General features: G+C 61.6%; 13 protein-coding genes and 1 rRNA gene. 8 read left to right on the top strand and 6 right to left on the bottom strand.

The annotated features are described in order from the left end of the window. A 5S ribosomal RNA gene (rrf, locus tag ACJ8OK_RS09725) occupies positions 1–112 on the top strand; the annotation flags it as partial. Between the two features lie 183 nt (positions 113–295). Here rrf and actP read toward each other — a convergent pair. The 3 genes from actP to acs form a co-directional block, all read right to left on the bottom strand. Further along, positions 296–1948, bottom strand: coding sequence for a cation/acetate symporter ActP (actP, locus tag ACJ8OK_RS09730; protein WP_004930048.1), 1653 nt, complete (start codon positions 1946–1948; stop codon positions 296–298). Then, on the bottom strand, positions 1945–2256 hold the full coding sequence (locus ACJ8OK_RS09735) for a DUF485 domain-containing protein (protein WP_033631543.1): 312 nt from the start codon (positions 2254–2256) through the stop codon (positions 1945–1947). Before ACJ8OK_RS09735 ends, actP begins: the two co-directional genes overlap by 4 nt. A 91-nt stretch (positions 2257–2347) precedes the next feature. Continuing rightward, positions 2348–4306, bottom strand: coding sequence for an acetate--CoA ligase (gene acs, locus ACJ8OK_RS09740; protein WP_004930044.1), 1959 nt, complete (start codon positions 4304–4306; stop codon positions 2348–2350). A 900-nt stretch (positions 4307–5206) separates the two neighbouring features. On the opposite strand from acs, the gene gltP reads away from it, so the two are divergent. Together gltP and ACJ8OK_RS09750 are read left to right on the top strand one after the other, a co-directional pair. Then, on the top strand, positions 5207–6523 hold the full coding sequence (gltP, locus tag ACJ8OK_RS09745) for a glutamate/aspartate:proton symporter GltP (RefSeq protein WP_015376334.1): 1317 nt from the start codon (positions 5207–5209) through the stop codon (positions 6521–6523). A gap of 273 nt (positions 6524–6796) precedes the next feature. Beyond that, complete coding sequence (locus ACJ8OK_RS09750; RefSeq protein ID WP_442530557.1) at positions 6797–8140, top strand: condensation domain-containing protein; 1344 nt, start codon at positions 6797–6799, stop codon at positions 8138–8140. 43 nt (positions 8141–8183) lie between these two features. Here the strand turns inward: ACJ8OK_RS09750 and ACJ8OK_RS09755 are convergent, their stop codons facing one another. Both ACJ8OK_RS09755 and ACJ8OK_RS09760 read right to left on the bottom strand, forming a co-directional pair. Beyond that, the gene (locus ACJ8OK_RS09755; RefSeq protein ID WP_060558219.1) at positions 8184–11279 is read right to left on the bottom strand and encodes an amino acid adenylation domain-containing protein; all 3096 of its coding nucleotides are present in this window, start codon (positions 11277–11279) and stop codon (positions 8184–8186) included. A gap of 64 nt (positions 11280–11343) precedes the next feature. Further along, a complete protein-coding gene (locus ACJ8OK_RS09760; protein ID WP_442530558.1) occupies positions 11344–12954 on the bottom strand; it encodes a condensation domain-containing protein in 1611 nt (536 codons plus the stop codon). 533 nt (positions 12955–13487) lie between these two features. On the opposite strand from ACJ8OK_RS09760, the gene ACJ8OK_RS09765 reads away from it, so the two are divergent. From ACJ8OK_RS09765 to ACJ8OK_RS09775, 3 genes are all read left to right on the top strand, one after another. Beyond that, positions 13488–15581 (top strand): TonB-dependent receptor, encoded by a 2094-nt coding sequence (locus ACJ8OK_RS09765; RefSeq protein WP_049240029.1) that lies wholly within the window; start codon positions 13488–13490, stop codon positions 15579–15581. 78 nt (positions 15582–15659) lie between these two features. After that, a complete protein-coding gene (locus tag ACJ8OK_RS09770; RefSeq protein ID WP_442530559.1) occupies positions 15660–18569 on the top strand; it encodes a condensation domain-containing protein in 2910 nt (969 codons plus the stop codon). 47 nt (positions 18570–18616) lie between these two features. Beyond that, entirely contained in the window at positions 18617–19849 is a 1233-nt protein-coding gene (locus ACJ8OK_RS09775) for a YncE family protein (protein WP_442530560.1), read from the top strand. 59 nt (positions 19850–19908) lie between these two features. Here the strand turns inward: ACJ8OK_RS09775 and ACJ8OK_RS09780 are convergent, their stop codons facing one another. Next, positions 19909–22191, bottom strand: coding sequence for a TonB-dependent siderophore receptor (locus ACJ8OK_RS09780; protein WP_033631550.1), 2283 nt, complete (start codon positions 22189–22191; stop codon positions 19909–19911). 284 nt (positions 22192–22475) lie between these two features. Between ACJ8OK_RS09780 and fes the strand changes: the two genes are divergently transcribed. Together fes and ACJ8OK_RS09790 are read left to right on the top strand one after the other, a co-directional pair. After that, entirely contained in the window at positions 22476–23849 is a 1374-nt protein-coding gene (gene fes, locus ACJ8OK_RS09785) for an enterochelin esterase (protein ID WP_174262901.1), read from the top strand. Further along, on the top strand, positions 23824–24030 hold the full coding sequence (locus ACJ8OK_RS09790) for an MbtH family protein (RefSeq protein ID WP_004930023.1): 207 nt from the start codon (positions 23824–23826) through the stop codon (positions 24028–24030). The genes fes and ACJ8OK_RS09790 overlap by 26 nt, the downstream gene beginning before the upstream one ends. The last annotated feature ends 30 nt before the right edge of the window (positions 24031–24060 follow it).

Raw genomic sequence — 24060 nt, forward strand, 5'->3', positions numbered from 1 at the left:
GCGGCAATAGCGCGGTGGTCCCACCTGACCCCATGCCGAACTCAGAAGTGAAACGCCGTAGCGCCGATGGTAGTGTGGGGTCTCCCCATGCGAGAGTAGGACACTGCCAGGCATCAAATAAAGCCGAAAGCCCTGAACTGACGTTCAGGGCTTTTTGCTATGCGTAAAACGTAAAAAAGCGCAGCTACGCTGCGCGGTTTTTCCCCCTCCTTCTTATTCTCCGCCAGCGAGCCAGAGAAAAGGCCCCGAAGGGCCTTTGATTAGGGTGTGTTTGCTTTTTTCACTTATTATTCGATCAATGCGAGCTGCCTTGGGAGATGCCCAGCCCGGTTTGCGAACGGACAAACTGGGCCCGGAAGCGTTCCCGCTCCTGCTGCCCGGCCAGCGAGCTGTCGGTGATCGAGAACAGCCAGGTGCCGACAAAGGCCACGATCATCGAGAATAGCGCCGGGTATTCGTACGGATAAATCGGTTTCTCATGGCCGAGGATCTGCACCCAGATCGTCGGGCCGAGGATCATCAGAATCACCGCCGTTAACAGACCCAGCCAGCCGCCAATCATCGCGCCGCGGGTCGTCAAACGCGACCAGTACATCGACAGGATGATGATAGGGAAGTTACAGCTGGCGGCGATGGAGAACGCCAGCCCGACCATAAAGGCGATATTCTGCTTCTCGAACAAAATCCCCAGGGCAATGGCGACCAGCCCCAATACCACGACGGTGATCTTGGAGACCTTCAGCTCATCGCGCTCGGTCGCCTTGCCATTTTTAATCACGCTGGCGTACAGGTCATGGGACACGGCCGAGGCGCCGGCCAGCGTCAGGCCTGCAACCACTGCCAGAATGGTGGCGAACGCCACCGCCGAGATAAAGCCGAGGAAGAAGTTGCCGCCAACGGCATTGGCCAGGTGCACCGCCGCCATGTTGGTCCCGCCCAGCAGCGCGCCGGTGGCGTCTTTGAACGCCGGATTGGCGCTGACCAGCAAGATGGCGCCGAAGCCGATGATAAAGGTCAGGATATAGAAGTAACCGATAAAGCCGGTGGCGTAGAACACGCTCTTGCGCGCTTCCTTGGCGTCACTCACGGTGAAGAAACGCATCAGGATGTGCGGCAGGCCGGCGGTGCCGAACATCAGCGCCAGGCCAAGCGACAGCGCGGAAATCGGATCGGACACCAGCCCGCCGGGGCTCATGATGGCGATGCCTTTCGGGTGCACCTTCACCGCTTCGGCGAACAGGGTATTGAAGTCGAAGTTAACCGACTTCATCACCATCAGCGCCATAAAGCTGGCGCCGGCCAGCAGCAGCACCGCTTTGATGATCTGCACCCAGGTGGTGGCCAGCATGCCGCCGAACAGCACGTACAGCACCATCAGAATGCCGACCAGGATCACCGCTACGTGGTAGTTGAGCCCGAACAGCAGCTGGATCAGTTTGCCGGCGCCGACCATCTGCGCGATCAGATATAGCGCCACCACCACCAACGAGCCGCAGGCCGAGAGGGTGCGGATCGGTTTCTGCTGCAGACGGTAAGAGGCGACATCGGCGAAGGTATAGCGGCCGAGATTGCGCAGGCGTTCCGCGATCAGAAACAGAATGATCGGCCAGCCGATGAGGAAGCCGATGGAGTAGATCAGCCCGTCATAGCCCGAGGTGTAGACCAATGCGGAGATGCCGAGGAACGAGGCGGCGGACATGAAGTCACCGGCGATCGCCAGGCCGTTTTGCAGGCCGGTAATGCGCCCGCCCGCGGTGTAGTAGTCCTGACGGGAACGGGTGCGTTTGGACGCCCAGTAGGTGATGTACAGGGTGGCACCGACAAACAGGATAAACATCACGATCGCCTGGATGTTCAGCGGCTGGCGATGCACCTCGCCGCCAATGGCGTCGGCGCAGGCCAGGCCCGGCAGTAACAGCAGCGCGGCGGCGGACAATAAGCGCTTCATTGTTTCACCTCGCGCAGGATCTCTGCGGTGAGGCGATCGAACTCGCCGTTGGCGCGAAACACGTAGAGACCGGTCAAGACGAAAGAGATCACGATCAACCCGACGCCGACCGGGATCCCGCGGGTGATGGTCGATCCGGCGGCGATCGGCGTGCCGAGCCATTGTGGATCGAAGGCGATCAACAAAATAAAGCCGACGTACAGCGCCAGCGTAATCAGCGAAAGCAGCCAGGCGAACCGGCCGCGTTTTCTCACCAGCTCTTTAAAGCGCGGGTTTTCTTCAATCCCTTGATAAATGGTGTCATTCATCAGAGTGTCTCCAGTCGGTATTGAGAGAGTACGCCGCGCCAGGGCCGCTCAACGGCGCGTTATCCGAATGAGCGGCCTGAAGCGGCGTAAATTATGACGGCACTTTCATTGATTGTTTTTCTTCCAACAGCTTGTCGACTACGGCCGGATCCGCCAGCGTGGAGGTATCCCCCAGGTTGCTGGTGTCGCCGGCGGCAATTTTGCGCAGGATGCGCCGCATGATCTTGCCGGAGCGCGTTTTGGGCAGCGAGTCTGTCCAGTGCAGCACATCCGGCGTAGCGATCGGCCCTATCTCTTTACGCACCCAGTTGCGCACTTCGGTATAGAGCTCCGGCGTCGGTTCTTCGCCGTGGTTCAGCGTGATGTAGGCGTAGATCGCCTGGCCTTTGATGTTGTGAGGAATGCCGACCACCGCCGCTTCGGCGATTTTCGGGTGCGATACCAGCGCGGACTCGATCTCGGCGGTGCCCAGACGGTGGCCGGAGACGTTCAGCACGTCGTCGACGCGGCCGGTGATCCAGTAGTAACCGTCCTCGTCGCGGCGGGCGCCGTCACCGCTGAAGTACATGCCTTTGAAGGTCGAGAAGTAAGTTTGCTCGAAGCGATCATGATCGCCGAACAGGGTGCGCGCCTGGCCCGGCCAGGAATCGACGATCACCAGGTTGCCTTCGCAGGCGCCTTCCTGCGGCGTGCCGACGTTATCGACCAGCGCCGGCTGTACGCCAAAGAACGGCCGCGTGGCGGAACCGGCTTTCAGCTCAGTGGCGCCCGGCAGCGGGGTAATCATGAAGCCGCCGGTTTCGGTTTGCCACCAGGTGTCGACGATCGGGCATCTCGCGTTGCCGATCTTGTTGTAATACCACTCCCAGGCTTCCGGGTTGATCGGTTCGCCGACCGAGCCCATGATGCGCAGCGAATCGCGTCGGGTGCCTTCGATCGCCTTGTCGCCTTCGGCCATCAACGCGCGAATGGCGGTCGGTGCGGTATACAGAATGTTGACCTGGTGTTTGTCGATCACCTGCGACAGGCGATTGACGCCCGGATAGTTAGGCACGCCTTCGAACATCAGCGTGGTGGCACCGCAGGCCAGCGGGCCGTACAGCAGATAGCTGTGGCCGGTGACCCAGCCCACGTCGGCGGTGCACCAGTAAATGTCGCCGTCGTGGTAGTCGAACACATACTTAAAGGTCATCGCAGCGTAGACCAGGTAGCCGCCGGTGGTGTGCAGCACGCCTTTCGGCTTGCCGGTCGAACCGGAGGTGTACAGGATGAACAGCGGATCTTCGGCGTTCACTTCTTCCGGCGGGCAGTCTGCGGAGACGCCCTGGGTCAGCTCATGCCACCACAGATCGCGCCCTTCCTGCCAGTAGCCCGGTTTACCGGTGCGTTTGAATACCACCACGTTGGCCACGCTGACCACGCCGGGATTTTTCAGCGCATCGTCGACGTTCTTTTTCAGCGGCACGGCGCGGCCGGCGCGCAGGCCTTCATCGGCGGTGATCACCAGTTTGGCGTTGGAGTCGATAATGCGCCCGGCGACGGCTTCCGGCGAGAAGCCGCCGAAGATCACCGAATGTACGGCGCCGATGCGCGCGCAGGCCAGCATGGCGACCGCCGCTTCCGGCACCATCGGCATATAGATGGCCACCACGTCGCCTTTTTTAACGCCGAGCTGTTTCAGCACGTTGGCGAATTGGCAGACATCGTGGTGCAGCTGTTTGTAAGTCACCTTTTTGGATTGGGTCGGGTCATCGCCTTCCCAGATAATGGCGGTTTGGTCACCGCGCTCGGCCAGATGGCGGTCCAGGCAGTTGGCCGCCAGGTTCAAGGTGCCGTCTTCAAACCAGCGAATGCTGACGTGGCCCGGATCGAACGAGGTATTTTTAACTTTGGTATAGGGTTTGATCCAATCCAGGATTTTGCCATGCTCACCCCAGAAAGCCTCTGGGTCTTGAACCGACTGTTGATAATACTGTTGGTATTGTGCCGGATTAATCAGGGCGCGTTCTGCAATTGCAGAAGGAATAGCGTGTTTATGCAGTTGGCTCATAGCTTTTCTCCTTGAAGTTGTTAATGATATGTCAACTGAAGGTTAAGTATAGTTTGCTATGATTCTTTGTTTCTTTTTTGCGCGGCAGATCACGCAACAAAGATATTGATTTGTAATCGTTCTGTCGCATTTGCAGGGCGTATCTATCTCTTTGGCGCTTAAATCCTCATAAACCCACGTTTTAACCAAAAACACTTATATAAAGAACAAAAAAGAATAAACCAAAACGGACTCAACTGCCGCGAAATTAATAGATACGATCAGGGCCGCCATTATTTCTCGCTATAAATCTTTTTGGGTTGTTTTTCGCTATTAATATTCTAAGTTGGCATTAGCACGATATAACGATGGACGGCACAGCGTGAAATAACGTTTTATTAACGCTTAATTCCTGATGAAAACTCGGGAAATATCCTGTGGCATTCATCCTGCGGCATCGTTCGATTTTTAATCGAAATATAAAGTGGCGCTGCATTTATGGACGAAAGTGTCACTCGGCCAATTCTCATTTATTTGACTTTTGAGTAACAAAATATAAACATATGATGCGGATTAAATATGCAGAATGAGCGAAAAATAACGCATTTTAATCGCGTTCAAAAAATCGTCGTCGGCGTGGTTATGTACTTCATTATATGAAAAATTATTTTTTTAATAACAAGCAATTATGCCATTTGAAATAGTTCCGCGAAATTTTTGTGATTCGATTCAGCGCTCAAGCCTGACAAATCAAGGCTTGCAGAGCATGCCGCCCGGATGATACAGATTTATACTGCGTGGCACCCAGGGCAGGTGAACGCTTCCACTGAATTAACATAAGCCTGTAATAAATGATTAAGTATTCTTTTCGCCGTGTTGCGACTTTGTACGGCGCAAAGAGTCTTTGAGGACTTTTTGGGTATGAAAAGTGTAAAAATTAGCCTGGCTTGGCAAATCCTGATCGCGTTGGTACTGGGTATTATTGTTGGCGCGGTATTGCATAACCAGACCGAATCTCGTGAGTGGCTGGTGAGCAATATTCTCAGCCCGGCGGGTGATATCTTTATTCGTCTGATCAAGATGATTGTGGTGCCGATCGTTATTTCCACGCTGATCGTCGGTATTGCCGGCGTGGGGGATGCGAAAAAGCTGGGCCGCATCGGATTGAAAACCATTATCTACTTCGAAGTGATCACCACCGTCGCCATCGTGGTGGGGCTCACCTTGGCCAACGTCTTCCAACCCGGCCACGGCATCGATATGTCGACGCTGACCACGGTGGACATTTCGCAGTACGAGAAAACCACCGAACAGGTGCAAAGCGGTTCGCACAGTCTGGTGGCGACCATTCTGTCGCTGATCCCGTCGAACGTCTTCTCGTCGATGGCCAAGGGCGACATGTTGCCGATTATCTTCTTCTCGGTGCTGTTCGGCCTGGGGTTGTCGTCGTTGCCGAAAGAGACCAAAGAGCCGCTGCTGAAGGTGTTCAAGGCAGTGTCCGAGAGCATGTTCAAAGTCACCCACATGATTATGCGCTATGCGCCGATCGGGGTGTTTGGCCTGATTGCGGTCACGGTAGCCAACTTCGGTTTCGCTTCGCTGCTGCCGCTGGCCAAGCTGGTGGTGCTGGTGTACTTCGCCATTGCGTTCTTCGCCCTGGTGGTGCTGGGGGCGGTCGCCCGGCTGTGCAACCTGCGCATCTGGACGCTGATCCGCATCCTGAAAGACGAACTGATCCTGGCTTATTCCACCGCCAGTTCGGAAACGGTGCTGCCGCGCATCATCGAAAAGATGGAGGCTTATGGCGCGCCCAAGTCGATCACCAGCTTCGTGGTGCCGACGGGTTACTCCTTTAACCTGGATGGCTCGACGCTGTACCAGAGCATCGCCGCCATCTTTATTGCCCAGCTGTACGGCATCGAGCTGTCGTTGGGGCAGGAGATCGTGCTGGTGCTGACGCTGATGGTGACCTCGAAAGGGATCGCCGGCGTGCCGGGCGTCTCGTTCGTGGTGCTGCTGGCCACCCTGGGCAGCGTCGGCATTCCGTTGGAAGGCCTGGCGTTCATCGCCGGCGTGGACCGTATCCTGGATATGGCGCGCACTGCGCTGAACGTGGTGGGTAACGCGCTGGCGGTATTGGTGATCGCCAAGTGGGAGCACCAGTTCGATCGCAAGAAGGCGCTGGCCTACGAAACGGAGTTCCTGGCGCAGAAGGTGAAGCCGGCCAACCAGGCCTAATTACCGAGTATCGCCGACGTTGAAAACGCCCCAGGCAGTTGTGCCGGGGCGTTTTGTTTTTATGGCTCTTCAACCGGCCACTTTCTTTTCTCTGTCCTACTGCGCGACTTGCATCCCCGCTTAACAGAATCTAAAGTGTTACCAAATTAATAGAAATGATAATAGATGTTATTATCATTTTCATTTGATGATGTATGGAGACACGCAAAGCCGTTGAACGGTGGGGTTACGCCCGTTCGGCGTCTTTATTCAGGCTTATCAAAGGTAGGTAACATGTCGGACACCGCTTTGGCCTCTGAATGGTTGCCGCTGGCGCCAGCGCAGCTTGATTTCTGGGAAGAACACACCTTGCACCCTGGGCAGACGCTGTCCACCGTCGCACATTGCACCGAACTGTGTGGCGCGGTAGAGGAAGAGACGCTCTGCCGGGCGATCGCCACCACTCTCGCCGAGACGCAGGCGTTTGCCTTGCGCTTTGGTGAGCGGCATGGCGACGCTCCTCCGTCGTTGCGTTACGATCCACAGTGCACACCGCCATTGCAACGCATCGATCTGCAAACGCACGGCGATCCCTGGCTGGCGGCGCAAAGCCTGATGCGCGAAGATATCGCGCAGCGCCGGGCGCTGCATAGCGAGCCGCTAGCCGCAGCCTGGCTGCTCAAACTGGGGCCGGAGCGCTACCTCTGGTACGTGCGTGCGCACCATATTCTGATTGATGGCTTCGGTATGGCCCTGATCGAACACCGCTGCGCCGCGTTATATGCGCACTACCTCGGCCAGGGCAACGCGGGTATCCCTCTGGGCGCATTTGGACCCTTTCAACAGGCCGAGCTGGCCTACGCTGATTCTGAGCGATGCGAGCGCGATCGGCGCTTTTGGCAGACCTATTTGCCGCCGTCACAGGCGCTGCCGACGGTACGCAAGGGCGGTGAGGCCTATGGCGTACGGCGTTTGAGCACCCATCACCGGCTGTCGGCGGCAGTGTCGCACTGTCTGGCGCAGTTGGCGGAGCGCAGCGGCATCAATTGGCCCGACTTGCTGGTGGCGCTGTCGGCGGCCTGGCTGTTTCAGGTGATGCCGCGCTGTACCCGGCAGGGCGATACGCTGCCGATGTGGATGCCGGCGCTGAATCGCCGCGGGCAGGCCGCCACCAACGTGCCTTCGCTGGCGGTCAACACTCTGCCGCTGCTGGTGTCACCGTCGCAAGCGGAGACGCTGGGGAGCTTTCTCACCACGCTGACGCAGCAACTGCGTGAGCTGCGCAGCCACGCCGGCTACCGCCTGCGGCAACTGGCCGTCGATCGCGGCGTGGATCCGGACTCGCGCTTCTTTATTTCCCCTTTCATTAATGTGCAGCCCTTCGATGCGCCCCGTTTCACCGGCTGCAGCGGTACGCGCAGCGTATTGGCCGGCGGCTCGGGCGACGGTTTCAACCTGACTTATCGCGGCCGCACCGACGCCCGCGATCTGCAGGTGGATATCGATATCTATCTGGAGCAGTTTCCGACGGAGGATGCGCTGGACTATGGCGAGGCGCTGCAAGAATTTCTGTTGCGTGCGCTGCAGCGGGAAGCCTGGGGGCAACCGCTGGCGGCCCTGACGGCGTTGCCCGCCTGAGAAAGTGCGGGCGGGAGGATGCTCCCGCCCGAGTGGCAGGGCTTCAGCTGGCCAGCAACGCCGCCACTTCGCGCGCGTTCTTGCACGGCAAGAGCGAACTGCTTACCAGACGGGTGCCAAAAGCGTCATTGAGGCGTGACGCCACCTGTTTGATATGCGGCAGCTTCAGCCCCATGGCGATGAACGCCGTCTCTTCCCCCCATTCCGGGCGCGGGGTCACGCCGATCGCCTGCCAGTAAATGGTCAGGATCTCGGCGCTGCGCACCAGCGGCGCGTGCGGCGGCGGGGCCGCGCAGGCGTTCAACGCCGGCGCGGTTTGCTGGTGGCTCAGGTCGGCGCGGATGCGATGGCGGTCGGTTTTACCGTTGGCAGACAGCGGCAGCGCCTCGGCGTGGATAAAGCGCGTGGGAATATGGGTACAGGGCAGATAGCCGGTGGCGAAGGCGCGGATCTCGGACAGCGGCAGCGGCTTGCCGTCGCGGGTCAGATACAGGGCGCCGAGCGCCGCCTCGTTGTTTTCTCCGCTGGGATAATCCACCACCACCATATCCAGGATCGCCGGATGGCGGCGCAGCACGTCTTCGATTTCCGGCAGCGAGACGCGCACGCCGCGGATCTTCACATAGCCGTTCACCCGGGTGGCGAACATGATGTTGCCGTCCGCACGGTAGTAGCCCTGATCGCCAGTGCGGAAAGCGCGCAGCGGTTGTCCGTCCGGCCCTTCGAGGGTGATGAAATCGTGCTGCTTCAGCTCCCCCTGCTCCAGGTAGCCCAACGCCAGGTTCACCCCGGCGGTATGGATGCGGCCGACCACGCCGGCCGGGCAGTGGCTGCCGTCGTCATGGCAGATGAAATAACGGTTGGCGGGCAGCGGGCGGCCGTAAGGCACGGTGCCGCTCTCCTGCGGGGCGATCGGGTGCCAGATGCTCCAGATGGTGGTTTCGGTCGGCCCGCCGAGCGAGAACAGCGCGAGATCCGGGCGCAGGGTTCGCAGGGTTTGCACCGTCGCCGGCTTGATGTAGTCGCCGCCTTGCGCCACCAGGCGCAGCGAACGCAGGCTGTCGGCCGTTTTGCAGGTGAGCAGCATCTCCAGAATGGCCGGCACCGAACACCACAGGCTGACCCGATGTTTTTCCACCAGCTGGTTCCAGCTGATGGCGTCTTTTTCCTGATGCGGCGCCGGCAGCACCAGCGTAGCGCCGGCGCACAGCGAACCGAACAGATCGAACATCGACATGTCATGGTGCGGCGGCGTGACGGAAATGAACACGTCGTCGGCGGTGACCGCCCAGCGCTGCTGGGTCTGGTGGATAACGTTGGCGGTGGCGCGGTTGTTGAGCACCACGCATTTGGGCTTGCCGGTGGTGCCGGAGGTATACAGGTAGTAGCTTGCGGTCAGGCTGGCGCTGCGTTCCACCAACGTCTGTTCATCCGGCAGCGCAGGCGCGCGATCCGTCGGCGCCAGCAGGATCGCCGGCGTCACGCCGATCGGCGTCTCCAGATCGCCGCCGTGCACCACCAACGTCGGCCGGCAGTTCTCCAGCAGGTAGGCGGTGCGTTCCGGCGGTGAGTTGATATCGATAGGCACCCAGATCACGCCCTGCAGGGCGCAGGCGAGGCTGAAGATGACCTGCTCAGGGCTGCGCGGCAGATACAACGCCACCACGTTGCCCGGCTGCACGCCGCGGCTTTGCAGGTTAGCGATCGCCGTGGCGATCTGCTGGCCCAGTTCGCGGTAGGTCAGCGTCTGTTCGCCGCAGATCAGCGCGTTGCCGCCGTTTTGTGCGCCAAACAGCCGCTCGGCCAGCTGCGCCAGATAAGGATAAGGCGCGTAATTCGCTTCGCTGTCATTGTGGCGATAATGCGCCAGATCGATGAAATCTCGCGGCGCGATCGCCAGGTCGGCGCGTTGGCAACTGCGCAGGATGCGTCGCTGCAACGCCGCCAGCATGGCTTCTACCTGCTCGCCGTGCAGCGCCTGTTCGGCGTAGTCCACGCACAGCTGCAGGTTTTTTTCGCTGTCCAGCGTCAGGCGAATATCGATGGCGACCTGCGGCGTTTGGGTCAGGCCGTCGTGAAAGCACACCGGCGCCTCGGCCGGCAGCGTTTCCCAACCCAGACAGTTGGTCAGGATCACCGGCAGCGCCGGGCCGCCCTGGCTTTGGCCGAGCAACTGCCGCGCCAGATCGACGCCGGAAAACGTCAGGTGGTCGAGCGCGCCGAGCACGTCGTCCTGCAGGGCTTGCGCGCGCTGGATAAAGTCTTCGCCGTGACGGGAATAGCGCACCGCCACGAAGCTGGAGGCGTTGCCCAGGGCACCATCGGCGGCGGGGAACGCTACCGGCACCCCAACGCACAGCTCACCGTCGGTGGTCCAGTGGGCCAGCGTATCGAGGATCAGCGCCGATAGCAGGCTGTTGCGCAGCAGCGCATGCGGCGATCCCAGACGGCCGAGTTGTTTTATCGTATCGTGCGGCAGCGTCAGGGTGGCACGGCGATAGCGTGATGAGGTGAGATTGGCGAGCGGGGCGCGCCACGGCAACGCCGACGGGGTGGTGACATCCTGCAGCTTTTCACGCCAGTAGGCGGCATCGGCCTGGCGCTGCGCCGCCGATGCGGCGGGGGGCGGCAGTGCGGCGGCGGTCGACGTCAGAGGGCGATCGTCGAACAGGCGCGCGATCACGGTGGAGATCCCCTGGCCGTCGAGGATCAAGGCATCAAAGCTGGTAAAGATCAGCGTATCGTACGGCGATCCCGTCGGATCCTGCTGTTCGGCAAGTTGGATCACGGCGATGCGCCACAGCGGTTGGCTCGGATCGTGGCGCTGGTGGGAGTAACGCTCGCGCAGTTGTTCGACCTGGCGCTGCGACGTTTCGCCATCAAGGGCGCGCAGATCGTGGCGATCCAGATGCAGCGTCACCTCCGGGCGTACGTGCTGCGTGCCGCGCTGCACATCGATGCAGGTGCGAAGCGCCGGGTAGTGCTGTACCAGCTCGGTCAGGCGCGCTTCAAGGCGCGGTACGTCCAGCTGCCGGGCGCGGTATTCGCGAAAGTCGTGCATCGCCACGCCGCCGAGCGGCCATCGATCGCTGCGGCCCAGAAGATAGGCCTGCTGCAGTGCGGTTAAAGCTGTCTCCATGGTACTTCCCTATAGTCGCTAACCGATTAAAACGAGCCGGGCGCCGTGCGCCCGGAAACCGATCTCAGTGCTGCGGCGCCAGCGCGGCGAGCAGCGTTTTCGCATGCCTTCCTGCCTCGGGCGACCGTTGGCAGATCAACGCCGCCAGCGCAGCCGGGGAGGGATGCGCCGTCAGATCCTGCGCCGTCAGCGCCGCCGCCAGATACTTGTTGAGCACCGTCAGCAGCGCGTTCACCCCGGCATCCGGCAAGGCCAACCGGCGGATATCGTCGTGGTCGCGCACACTGGCCTCGGGAGCCACCCGCGCCAGCAGCCGGTGCAGCACCTGGCGCACCGGCGCCTGCTGCGCCAGCGCGTCGGGCGTGCATTGCGCCAGCAACTGCGACAGCGGGCGATCGAATGCCCCCGCTTGCCGCGCGGCCAGGTGCAGCAGCGCCCGGTAACAGGCCAGCAGGCGCGGCAGCACCTGCTCGGGGAACGCGTCCAGCCGCACGTCCCAGTTGATCAGAATGCCGTCGTCGACGTGGGCGACCTGCGCATCCAGCGCCACCTGCGGCCCCTGAGAGATCACCCAACCGAGACGGCCAAAGGTGTTGGTGATCCGTTCGGAAAACAGCGTTTTGCCGCGGATGCCGAAACCGGCGGTAAACACCACCGGCGAAGGCTGCAGGCTGCCGTGCAGGCGCGACAGATCGCGCATCACGCTGACGCCGGGGTAATCCGCATGCTCGATCAGCTCCGCCAGCTGCGTCATCAGGCGCCGGCAGAAGGCGTTCAGGTTTTCCGTCGGGTTCAGTTCCACGCCGAGCAGCACCAGGTTAGAGAAATCGCCGATGAGGCGATGTGCGTCCTCCCGTTCGCTCTCGCGGTGGAACAGCGGCACGTTGAGCCGGAAGCGCGTCATGTTCCAACCCTGGCCGACGGCCAGCGCGAACAGCGCGAGAAACAGCGTCGAGAGGGAGGTGTGGTGCCGTTTGGCGACGTCCTCCAGCGCGCGGCTTTCTTCTGCATTCAGCTGTATGGCCAAACGATCGCTGCGGCAGCGATCCGGCGTGCGCAGCAGGCGCGGCGCCGGCGGCATCTGCGCCAGGCGTTCACGCCACCAACGCTGACCGCGTTCGCGCCTTTGGCGCAGCGCCACGTCGGCGTCGCGTCGTTCTAGGTGATCGAAGTAGGCCGGCGGCGCGTCATGGGCTGGGGCCGCCGGACACTGGTGATAAAACGCCGTCAGATCTTCCATCAACAGGCGAAAGCTCATGGCATCGCCGGCGATCATGTCGAGATCGACATGCAGGCGGCTGCGTCCTTCCGGCAACAGGCTCAGGCTGATATCGCAGGGAACGCCCTGCTCCAGCGGCAGCAACTGGGTGCTTTTCGCCTGGCGTTTGGCGGCGAGCGCGGCCGCCAGCGTTGCTTCATCGGCATGTCGCCAGTCGTCGAGATGCAAGGTATGTCGGGGGCCGGGAGGTGCGATCGTCTGCCTGCCATCGTCGGTAATGCGCAGGCGTAACAGCGGATGACGCAGGTACAACGCCTCGACGGCCTGGCGCAGCCGGGCGATGTTCAGCTCGCCGCCGTCGAATTCCGCATAAAGATGGGCGGCCATGCCGCCCAGAGGGGGAGCGGACTGTCGGCCAACCCAATAGGCGGCCTGCATCGTGGTCAAAGCTTTCATCGGGTATCCATTTTGATTCAGCCAACGAGACTGCAAGAATATATCCAAATGTTAATAGGAATGAAAATTATTATTATTTGATCCATTTGGCGCGAGGGTGCTATCTATAAGGGGTTTTAGCTGTAACGGGCAGGCATGGGGTTGGGTGTGAATAATTTATTCATATTATTCTTAGCATTGTAATTATTGTCTGTTATTGCAGCGCTTGTTTTACCTGCGAAAGTATAAGGTTTTCTGGCGGTTATCGTGGCCGCTCTCACACCTTTATTGATAATGATTTGCATTAGAAAATGCAAAATATTATCATTCTTAACATTATTTTACGTTTTTATACAAGCCGTCGGCCGCTCCGCCGGCGGCTTGGCCGTGGACGGGCCGCGCCCGTTCGGCCGCGAAAGACATGGGTTTGCCGCAGGGATAAGCAACAGCAAGGTCGGGAAGGCCGCAGCGTCATGGTCTGTGTGAGTGTCGATGTAGGTTGTGTAAAAAAAATCAAATTTTGTGCACCTCTGGGATGAAAGGAGAAGACATCTATGGGCAAGCATTTTGCGGCTCAACGGCATGAAAGCGTAGGAAACGGGGAAAAGGCGGGGTTAAGAGCCATTGGGGCGTTTTCCTCGGTATTTTTAGGCGTGTGTTCACTGGCGATCGGTAACGTCAACGCGGCGGAAACGAAGAGCAACGAAACCTACCAGGACGCGGAAACGCTGCTGGTCACCGGTGAGAAGATCAAACGTTCCATTTTCGACACCGGCTCCAGCGTGCAGGTGTTCGACAGCAACCGCATCGCCTCAATGCCCGACGCGGTGCAGATCCCCGATCTGCTGCGCATGACCCCCAACGTGGTGGATCTGGGCATCGGCAACGAACTGCCGACCGTGCGCGGTATCGACGGTTCCGGCCCGAACGTCGGGGCCAATGCTTTCCTCAGCGGCACCCGCCCGCGCCTCAATCTGTCGTTGGACGGCCGTTCGCTGACCTATAACGAACAGGCGTTCGGCCCGCAGTCGCTGTGGGATCTGGATCGCGTCGAAGTGTTCCTCGGCCCGCAAAGCTACATCCAGGGGCGCAACGCCATCGCCGGCGCCATCGTCATGGCCAGTAAAGACCCGACCTTCGAATGGGAAAGCGCCTTCAAGGGCGGAGCCGGCAACCAGCACTCGTCACAGTTGGCCGCCATGGCGTCTGGCCCGCTGGTGGAGGATCAGCTGGCGTTCCGCGTCAGCGTCGATCGCCAGCGCCGCCGCAGCGAGGCTGACCTGCCGGCCTATGCGCCAGTGGGCGATCCGCGTGAAGTGGAAGCCACCACCGCCCGCGCCAAGCTGTTGTTCAATCCGGCCGGCCTGCGCGATCTGACCACTAAGCTGACCTTTAACCACTTCGGCAGCACCGCACCGCAAAACGAAAGCCTCAACCCGCAGCCGCATCCGACCAATCCGCGTCACGATCCGCGCCGCGCCGTGTTCAAAAGCAACATGAACAGCACTATCTGGGATCTGGCCTGGGAGGCCTCCGATGCGCTGACGTTTGAAAACCGCGTTATCTACACCGATTTCAACATCAACCGTCCTACCGCTTACAACATCCAATACGCCGAGATCGACGGCCAGGAAGTTCACGTGGAGCCGGTGGTGCGCTTCGGTGGCGCGGACAGCCGCCTGCACGGGCTGGCGGGGCTGCGTTACTTCCACGGCACGCAGGATGAGTTCGTCAACATTTTCGGCGGCTCGACCTTCAAGGATAAAACCGATACCCATTCGGCGTTCGCCGAGCTGACCTATGCGCTGACGCCGCAGGTGGACGTGACCGCCGCCAGCCGTCTGGAACGCGAACACCGTCGCCGCGACGGCGGCAGCCAGGCGGTGCGCATCGATTTTGATGAAACCTACACCGTGTTCCTGCCGAAGCTGGACGTGGCCTGGAAACCGACGGATACCCAAACCTACGGCGCCAAGATCGCACGCGGCTATAACGCCGGCGGTGGCGGCATCACGATCGGCACGCCGGTGGTCAGCTACACCTACGGTTCCGAGTATGTCTGGAACTACGAGCTGTACACCCGTCATCACCTTAAAGACGCCAACGTGGTGCTGACGGGTAACATCTTCTACAACGATTACAAAGACATGCAGCTGCCGTACTCGCTGGGTGAGAACTCCAGCGTGATCCGCAACGCCGACAAGGTGGAAACCTACGGGGCGGAAATCGGCGCCACCTGGCAGCCGCGCTGGGACTTCGAGCTGTTCGGCAACCTCGGCCTGCTGAAAACCGACATCAAAAAGTTCTCGGGCAGCGGCGTGGAAGGGCATGAGCTGGCGCGCGCGCCGGCTTACACCGCCAACATGGGCGCCAGGTATCAGTTCCTGAAAGGGTGGGAGCTGAGCAGCAACGTGGCGTTCACCGACTCCTACTATTCGCAATACGACAACGACTCGCGCGGGCGCATCGGCTCCTATTGGACGGCCAACGCCCAGCTGGCTTACACCTTCGACTACGGCCGCGCCACGCTGTATGCGAAGAACCTGTTTGACTCCGACCGCCGCGAGATGATCCGAAGCAATGACATCTACACGGCGACGCTCCAGCGCGGCCGCCTGATCGGCGCGGCGGTTGAGCTGACTTTCTAACGCTATCGCGGTGACGGGGGACGCATGTCCCCCGTTTTGTGCGCTATCCCGGCACGGCCGGGCAAAGGAGATAACGCAGTGATCGGTGATTTTGACAGCATTCTGAGCGATGAAGAGGCCCAGCGGCTGGAGAGCGCGTTTCAGGCGCTGGGCGCGGCGTCGGCCAACGGCGAGCGGTCGGTAAGCGAAGCCGAAGAGCGGGCATGGTTCGCCCATCTGCAGCAGGGTGACGCACGCGGGCAGCGGGCGCTGGCCTGGCGTCTGACGGGGGAAGTGGATATCGCCCGGCTGGCGGCGGCGCTGCAGGCGCTGGTGCGGGAGACGCCGGGCGTGGACGTGCGCTACGTTTTTGATGACGAAAACGGGCTGATTAAACGCGCCGCCGGTTCGGCGCCGTTGCCGGTGAGCCTGCGTCAGGTGGCGGACGAACAGCACGCCATTGGCTGCCTGCTGCAGGCGCAGGCGGCACCGTTTGAACTGGAAAGCGAAGCGCCGCTGCGCGGCTTGCTGTTGCTCACGCCGGGTGATGACGTGATTTTGGGCGTGGTCTTGCATGACATCCTGGCGGAAACGCTGCCTTGGCGCCATCTGCCGGCGATGCTGTCCGCCCGTTACAACGGGGATGTGATGCCTCTGCCTTTCGCGGCGGAGCCGGTCGAGCTGGCGGAAACCCCGGAGCCGCAACTGCCCTGGGCGCGCCAGGCGGTCTCGCTGCAGGATTACCGCAGCCCGGCGCCGCGCACTGAAGCCTTGCCGCCGGTGGGCGCGCGCGTGGTCACGCGCATTGATCGCTCGCTGTTGCCCGCCAACGACACGCCGCGGGCCTTGCTGGCGGCGGTGGCGGCGCGGTTTGCCGAGTTCGTCGCCGCGCAGGCCGGCGGCCAAGCGGTGCAGCTGTGCGTGCCGGCCGCGGAAACGGCGGAGTTCGTCGGCCTGGAGCTTGGCCTGACGGCGCCGCCGCTGATGCGCCTGACCGTGCAGCATGGCGAGAGCGACGTCGGGCAGCGGCTGCTGGTGCAGGCCGTGGCTGAACAGCCGGACCCGCAACGGGCGCAGCTGCTGGTGGCCTGGCGCGACGATCTGGCCGCAGAGTGGCGGCTGGAAGGCGTTCACGCCGAGCGCATGTTGCTGCCGCCGCTGCATACGCCGTTTGAACTGGCGCTGCTGTTGGGCTTGCCAGAGGCGGAAGCGCTGACGCTCGAGCTGGTCACCGATCCGCGCCTGTCTCCCCATGTGGCGCCTTTCCTGCTGGAGCAGTTCAGCGCGTTCCTGGCCGGGCAGCGGATTGCCGTCGCCTTGCCGGCGGCTGAGGCCGCTTCCCCGGCGATGGCCGCGCCGGCGACGAACGGCGAGGCGGACGAAAGCGTTGCGCCGCTGATTTTGCAGGAGTTCCGTGAGGCGCTGGTGGCGCCGGAAATGACCCTGGATGAAGACTTCTTCGATCGCGGCGGCCATTCGCTGGTCGCCACCCGGGTGATCGGCCGCTTGCTGAGCCTGCATCAGATCGAAATCAACATTAACGATCTGTTCAGCCATCCGACGGCGCGCGGGTTGGCGGGCTACGCCAAACGCCTGAACGTCGCGCAGCCGAATGCCCCGGTGGCCGCCGCTGTCGATCATGATCGCGCGCAGGCGCCGCTGTCGCTGGCGCAGGAATCGCTGTGGAAGGTGTATGAAGCCTTCGGCCATGACGAGATTTTCAACCTGCCGTTCTCTCTGCGCTTCTTCGATGCGGTGGATGAAACGGCGCTGCATCAGGCGTTTATCGACGTCATGACTCGCCATACCGTGCTGCGTTCACGCTTTGTCGAGCAGCAGGGCGAGGTGGTGCAGGTGGTGGTGCCGGCTGCTGAACTCGCGGACTACTCGTGGTTCCGCTTCTCCCACGAGACGCCGGCGGGCAACGCCGCCGCCCTGTTGGCCGATGCCGGCCAGCACCGGTTCGATCTGGCCGCCGAGCTGCCGCTGCGCGTCACGCTGCTGCGCGATGCGGACAACGGCCAGCAGCTGCTGTCGCTGCTGTTCCACCATGTGGTGCTGGATGAATGGTCGCTCAACCTGATGATGGATGAGCTGGGCATCGCCTACCGCCATCGCGTCGTCGGCCAGGCGCCGCAGTGGAGCGGGCAACCGCCGCAGTTCCACACCTTCGCCCGGCAGCAGCGGGCCTCCGGGGTGCAGCAGCAACATCTGGACTACTGGCTCGATGCGCTGCGCGGCGCGCCGGTCGGCCAGCCGATCTTCCGGCAAGAACCCTCTACCCACCCGGCAGTGCCGGCGCCGGCGGACGTCAACGGCGGCTGGCTGGAGTTCGAGGTCGATCCCGCTGTGGCGGAAGGCCTGTATCAGCTCGCTCGCCGCAATAACGCTTCGCTGTTCAACGTGGTGTATGCCGGGATCACCTCGGCGCTGCGCCTGCTTGGCGGCCCGGCGGATCTGCTGGTGGGCACTTCGACCTCCGGCCGTAACGACGCCGAGTTCTTCGATACCGTCGGCTACTTCACCACCGTGGTGGTGCACCGCGTGCGCTTCGACGAAGGGTTGACGGTGGCCGGCTTGGTCAGCCAGGTGAAAAACACCATCAACGGCTCGCTGCCATACACCGATATTCCGATCGATCTGGTGGAAGAAGGGCTGTTCGGCGTGGACGCCGACCGCAAGAACCACATGTTTGAAGTGTTCATCCAGATCCACAGCCGCATCAAACTGAACGGCGAGTTCCGGCTGCAGGACGGCAGCGCGATCGCCTACCGTCAGGTGGAGCCGGAGAAAGCCGAATCGTTGCTCGGCCTGCAGTTTGAGGTGATGGAAGACGATCTGGCGGGGGCGAAATCCCTGCGGGTGATGATGACCTACCGCCAGGATCACTACAGCCGGGAGCAGGCCAATCTGATCGCCGACGGCGTTCAGCACGTCTTTACCCAGTTTGCGCAGCACATCGCTGGCGATATCGCTCTGGCGGCGCTGCCGCCCGGGCCGCAGGCATGACGTTGTTTCACTCTAACCGAAAGCATGATTTTCAAGGAGATAAAAGGATGTCTGGAACCCTAGCAACCCCGCGCGCGTTACTGTCGCTGCTGGTGGCGGCCTCTCTGGTGGTCGCCGGCGCCGCGCAGGCCGACGATGCCAGCATCAAACCGCAGGACATCAAGCGCCAGGCGCTGTCGTCGACGGTGGTGGAGATGGCCTACAGCACTTCGCAACAGGCGCTGTTCGTCAGCGCGCCGGACTGGAAGGAAGAGGCGCGCTCCCGCGTGCTGCGGCTGGATCCCAACACCCTGGCGATCAAGGCGGAGATCCCGCTGCAGGTGAAAGGCTTCGGCGTGGCGCTGAACGACGCGGGCAATCGCCTGTACCTGACGCAGGCCTTCAACGGCGAAGTCGGGGTAGTGGACACCACCACCAACCACGCGCTGGGCAGCATCAAGTTGCTGGACAAAGCGGTGCTGGAGCAGGCTTACAAGCAGGCGGGCATCAGCGGCAAGCGTCTGGATTTCCTGTTGGCGGAGCTGAAGAAGTTTAAAATCACCGAGGACTACCTGTACCGCCTCCGCGAGCTCAAGTATGACGCGCAAAGCGGCCGTCTGTTCCTGCCGGGTCTGGGCTTCGGCGTCGACAGCGTGCTGTATGTGGTCGATACCAAGGCCGGCAAGCTGGAGAAAGTGATCCCGGGCTTCGGCTACAACGCGGTGGGCATCACGCTGGATGAGAAGGGCCGCCGGGTGTTCGTCTCCAACATGCAGGGGCAGGTGATCACCCTGAACGCCGACACGCTGGCGATCACCGCCACGCACGAAGTTCAGGCCGATCAGCTGCTGAACCTGGTGTATGACCCGGCGAGCAATCGCCTGCTGGGCGTCGATCAGGGCATCGATCGCGACGACTACCGCAATCATCATCTGGGGCACGACTATGTGAAGCGCAGCAGCGGCCACCGGGTATTCGCGCTGGATGCGGACAGCGGAAAAGTGCTGGCCAGCGAGCTGACGGATGAGGTGCCGATCGGCCTGCTGCTCGATGAGCGTAGCCAGCGGCTGTATGTCGCCAACCGCAAAGGCGTGCGCGTGGATCACGGCGCCGGGACGCTGACGGTGTTTGACGCCAAGACCCTCAAGCGCCTGCAAACCGTAGATCTGCCGCCGCACCCTAACAGCCTGGCGCTGGATCCGAAAGGCGACGCGCTGTTCGTGACGGTGAAAAACGACGGCGCTTCCACCAAGGCCGGCAAGCCGGAAAGCGTGGTGCGCATTCAGCTGCACACCAGGTAACTGAATTGCAAAGGTAAAAAAAGGGGTGCTGAGCACCCCTTTGTGGTTGGGTTATGTCATCAGAAGTGGGTGTTGATGCTCATGTAGTAGGTACGGCCCGGTTCGTTGTAGGTGGCCGCGCCCGCGCCGGCGATGTTGATCGCGCCGGTGTTCGGATCGCCCACGTTCTGCGCGTTGCCGGCGCGGAACTGGCGTTTGTCGAACAGGTTGTCGATGCCGGCGGTGAGGCTGACGTTTTTGGTCAGGTCATAGGTTGCGCTGGCGCCGACGACGGCGTAAGGGCTGACCTCGCGGGTTTCGCCGCCGGTGGCCGGTTTACCCTGGTAGTTGTACTTCTTCGGCTTCTGCCGGCCGTACCAGGTTAGGGTGGACTGCATCGACAGATCCTGCGTGGCCTGCCAGCTTAGGGTCGAGTTGACGGTGAACTTCGGGATCACCGACAGGTAATCGCCGGTGGTCTTGTTCTTGTTCTCGATCATGTAGGTGGCGTTGTTGCTCCAGGTGACGGTCTCGCTAACCGGCACGTTCAGCGAGCCTTCCAGCCCTTGTACCACCGCTTTCGGTACGTTTTCCCACTGATAGACCGCCGTGCCGGTGCTGCTGGTGGCGATGCGCGAGTTACCCGCCTCAATCTTGTTGTGGTAATCGTTGCGGAAGTAGGTCACGCCGGCCAGCCAGCCTTCGTTATGGAATTCCAGCCCGATCTCTTTGTTAACGCTGGTTTCCGCTTTCAGATCGTCGTTGCCGAGCAGGTAGCAGCCGTTTTTGGTATCGCTGCCGGCACATCCCTGGCCTTTGCTGTACAGCAGGTAGTTGCCGTTGGTTTGGAACAGCGTCGGGGCTTTATAGGAACGCGCGATGCCCATCTTCAGCGTGAAGTAATCACCCAGTTCCTGCGACAGGTTCAGCGCCGGGCTCCAGTTGTTGCCGGATTCCGAATGCAGATCGTAGCGCAGACCCGGCGTCAGCATGGTGGTGTCGGTCAGCTCAATGTTGTCTTCGGCGAACAGCGAGAAGATATGTGCGGAAGCGTAAGGGCTGCGCGTGCCGGTAGTCATGCCGGGAATGGTGCCGCCCATCAGCGTTTGGCTGGTGGAGGTGCCGTCTTTCATCCGCTGCTGGGTCCACTCGGTGCCCAGCGTGGCGGTTTGCGCGACGCCCAGCTCAAACGGCACGCTGACTTCGCTGTGCGCCAGGAAGTCGTCCAGCTTGGTGGTGCCGAAACCGGTGTTTTTGGTGTCGAAGATGCCTTCGGTGCCGCCGGCCAAGCCCTCGTTCAGGCGGGTGTTGCGGGTGCGTTCGAACTGCACGTAGTTGTTGGTGCTCACCCCGTTGTCCCAGGCGCCGCGGTGGGTCAGGCCGAAGGTTTCACGGTAGATGCGGTTGGTCTCTTTGCCGTAGTTGCTCTGCACCAGGGCGTTGGTGTTGGTGTTCTGGGTATCGCCGGCGTACAGGTTGCCCTGGCGGCCGTAGGCGTACTCGAATTCCAGCGACTGCAGATGGGCGAAGTCCCAGTGCAGCAGGGCGTCGATGTTTTTATCGACCACCCCTTCGCGCCCGGCGGGCACGCTGTTGGCGTAGGCGCCGACGCGTTCGGACTTGTGCGATTCGTTAATGTCCCAGGCGTCGGCCTGCGTTTTGCTGTAGCCGCCGAACAGGCGGAAGCTCAGGGAATCGCTCAGCGGGCCGGACAGGCTGAAATCGGTGCGCTTGGTGGCGCCCTCCTGCTTGTGCTGCGGCACGTTGAAGTAGCCGTTCAGCGAGCCGTGCAGCGCATCGCCGGCCTTCTTGGTGATGATGTTGACTACGCCGCCCGCGGCGCCGTTGCCGTAGCGCGCCGCGGCCGGGCCGCGCAGCACTTCGATGCGTTCGATCATTTCCGGCGGCACCCAGGCGGTATCGCCGCGTGAGTCGCGTTCGCCGCGCCAGCCCTGACGCACCGAGTTGCGGCTGGAGGCCGGTTTGCCGTCGATCAGAATCAGGGTGTTTTCCGGGCCCATGCCGCGGATATCGATCTGGCGGTTGTTGCCGCGCTGGCCGCTGGTGGAGTTGCCGGTCAGGTTAACCCCGGGCATGGTGCGGATCAGTTCGCTGATGTCGCGCGCCGGCGGGCGTTTTTTGATCTCGTCGGCGGTGATGGTGGACACCCCTGGCGCCTGCAGGTTCTGCCGGGCGGCGGTCACGACGATGGTGTCTTCGCCGCGCGGCTTTTTATCCGTGGCGCCGCTGTTCTCTTCCGTGGTGGTGGTGTCGGTTTGCTGCGCGGCGTTGGCGAACGCGGACGCGCCCAATCCCAAGCCGATAAGAGTGGCTAAAGAATAACGTGATAGCTTGCTTTTCATCTGAGTGTCCTACCTTGCTGCCATCCCTCGCCGAATGGGGGGAAGGGCGGTTGTAGTTTTTGTGTAGTCGGAAATAGAAAATCGGCTGCGGCAAGGGATGCCATTGATGTATCCCCGATCCCTGTCCGTTGCGCGCAATACCAGCACGATCTCCAAGCCTTACACACTATTGCAAATGCAAATTATTATCAATAGTATTTGGCGTACAGTGCGTTCGGGCGGTGGCCGGCGATAGGGAAAAGTCGACGTTCCCGGTGCCGCCAACTACAAAATGGGTAGGCGTTGTGAATACAGAACTACAGTCAGAAAGCAGCAGATTATTGGCCAGCAGCAATGCGGGCAGTCCAGGGTGGTGGTTGACGGTGGCACGACGCGGTACGCCATGGGTAGAACCGGCGGGTAACGGCCGCTGGCGCACCACCTTTTTCTGGCGCGATCCCCAGGGATGCGAATTGACCTCCGCCTACCGTCGCGTGTGGATCAACATTAACTGCCTGACCGACCACCATCAGCCGAATCCGCCGCAAAGCCTGCAGCGTTTGGCCGGCACCGACGTGTGGTATTGGCAGACCGAACTGAGCGGCGCCTGGCGCGGAAGCTACTGCTTTATCCCCTGCTTTGACGAGCGGCCGCCGGCGTTCAGCGGCGACGATGCGCACGCCAACATGCACAACCTGCGTCACTGGTGGCACCAGGTGTTCGCCAGCGCTACACCCGATCTGCTCAACCCGTATCGTTCCTGGCAAAGCGCCAGCGGCCACAGCGTCTCCGGGCTGCACATGCCGGATGCGCCGCCGCAGCCGGTATGGCGTTCGTTCGACGAATATGAGATCGCCAGCGGGCGCTGCACGCCGCCGCTGCCGGCGCGTTTGCAGCGTCATACCTGGCAGAGCGAGCGCCTGGGCAACAGCCGCGATGTCTGGATCTACACCACCGGCGACAGCAAGCCGGCCGAGCGCCCGCTCGCGATCTTGCTCGACGGTCAGTTCTGGGCGAAGCAGATGCCGGTTTGGGCGCCGCTGATGCAGCTGACCCGCGAGGGGGCGTTGCCGGAAGCGGTGTATGTGCTGATCGACATCATCGATCTGCCGCACCGGGCGCGAGAATTAACCTGCAAGGACGATTTCTGGCTGGCGGTGCAGGAAGAACTGATGCCGCAGCTGGCCGACTGGGCGCCGCACAGCGACAAGCCGGCCGATACGGTGGTGGCGGGGCAAAGCTTTGGCGGCCTGGCCTCCCTGTATGCCGGGCTGCGCTGGCCGCAGCGCTTCGGCGCGGTGATCACCCAGTCCGGTTCCTACTGGTGGCCGCGGCGCGACATGCTGCAGCTGCCAAGGATTCCCGACGACGCCTGCTGGCTGATGCAACAGGTCGAACGCCACGGCCTGGGCAACCACGGCGCGCTGAAGGTCTTTATGGAAGCCGGTTCGCAGGAAAAACTGGTGCATCGGGTCAGTGGCGAAATGGCGGCGCGCCTGAGCGACGCCGGCCATCGGGTGCACTACCGGGTGGTGGAAGGCGGGCACGATGCGCTGTGCTGGCGCAGCGGCCTGACCGATGGGCTGCAGGCGGTATGGGCTTCCGCTTTCGCCACCGCTTACCCGGCATCGGCGACGGCACGAGGAACACATGATGGAAAGCCTGAATCCGTTCGATGATCAACAGCAGCGCAGCCTGGTGCTGCGCAACGTACAACAACAATACAGTTTGTGGCCGGATTTCCGCGCCATTCCGTCCGAGTGGACGATCGTCTTTGGCCCGGCGGCGCGCCTCGAGTGCGCCGAATGGCTGGAACAGCATTGGCAAGATATTCTGCCGGTCGCAGCACGCGAGGCGTGACCGGCGCCAGGTAATCACGGGAGCAATAAG

The sequence above is a fragment of the Serratia sp. CY71090 genome (assembly GCF_052166845.1).
GTDB lineage: Bacteria > Pseudomonadota > Gammaproteobacteria > Enterobacterales > Enterobacteriaceae > Serratia > Serratia nematodiphila.

What these genes read in the sequence shown, in the direction of transcription:
- actP (WP_004930048.1), bottom strand. Translation starts at nt 1,948, where the DNA reads ATGAAGCGCTTATTGTCCGCCGCCGCGCTGCTGTTACTGCCGGGCCTG.
- ACJ8OK_RS09735 (WP_033631543.1), bottom strand. Translation starts at nt 2,256, where the DNA reads ATGAATGACACCATTTATCAAGGGATTGAAGAAAACCCGCGCTTTAAA.
- acs (WP_004930044.1), bottom strand. Translation starts at nt 4,306, where the DNA reads ATGAGCCAACTGCATAAACACGCTATTCCTTCTGCAATTGCAGAACGC.
- gltP (WP_015376334.1), top strand. Translation starts at nt 5,207, where the DNA reads ATGAAAAGTGTAAAAATTAGCCTGGCTTGGCAAATCCTGATCGCGTTG.
- ACJ8OK_RS09750 (WP_442530557.1), top strand. Translation starts at nt 6,797, where the DNA reads ATGTCGGACACCGCTTTGGCCTCTGAATGGTTGCCGCTGGCGCCAGCG.
- ACJ8OK_RS09755 (WP_060558219.1), bottom strand. Translation starts at nt 11,279, where the DNA reads ATGGAGACAGCTTTAACCGCACTGCAGCAGGCCTATCTTCTGGGCCGC.
- ACJ8OK_RS09760 (WP_442530558.1), bottom strand. Translation starts at nt 12,954, where the DNA reads ATGAAAGCTTTGACCACGATGCAGGCCGCCTATTGGGTTGGCCGACAG.
- ACJ8OK_RS09765 (WP_049240029.1), top strand. Translation starts at nt 13,488, where the DNA reads ATGGGCAAGCATTTTGCGGCTCAACGGCATGAAAGCGTAGGAAACGGG.
- ACJ8OK_RS09775 (WP_442530560.1), top strand. Translation starts at nt 18,617, where the DNA reads ATGTCTGGAACCCTAGCAACCCCGCGCGCGTTACTGTCGCTGCTGGTG.
- ACJ8OK_RS09780 (WP_033631550.1), bottom strand. Translation starts at nt 22,191, where the DNA reads ATGAAAAGCAAGCTATCACGTTATTCTTTAGCCACTCTTATCGGCTTG.
- ACJ8OK_RS09790 (WP_004930023.1), top strand. Translation starts at nt 23,824, where the DNA reads ATGGAAAGCCTGAATCCGTTCGATGATCAACAGCAGCGCAGCCTGGTG.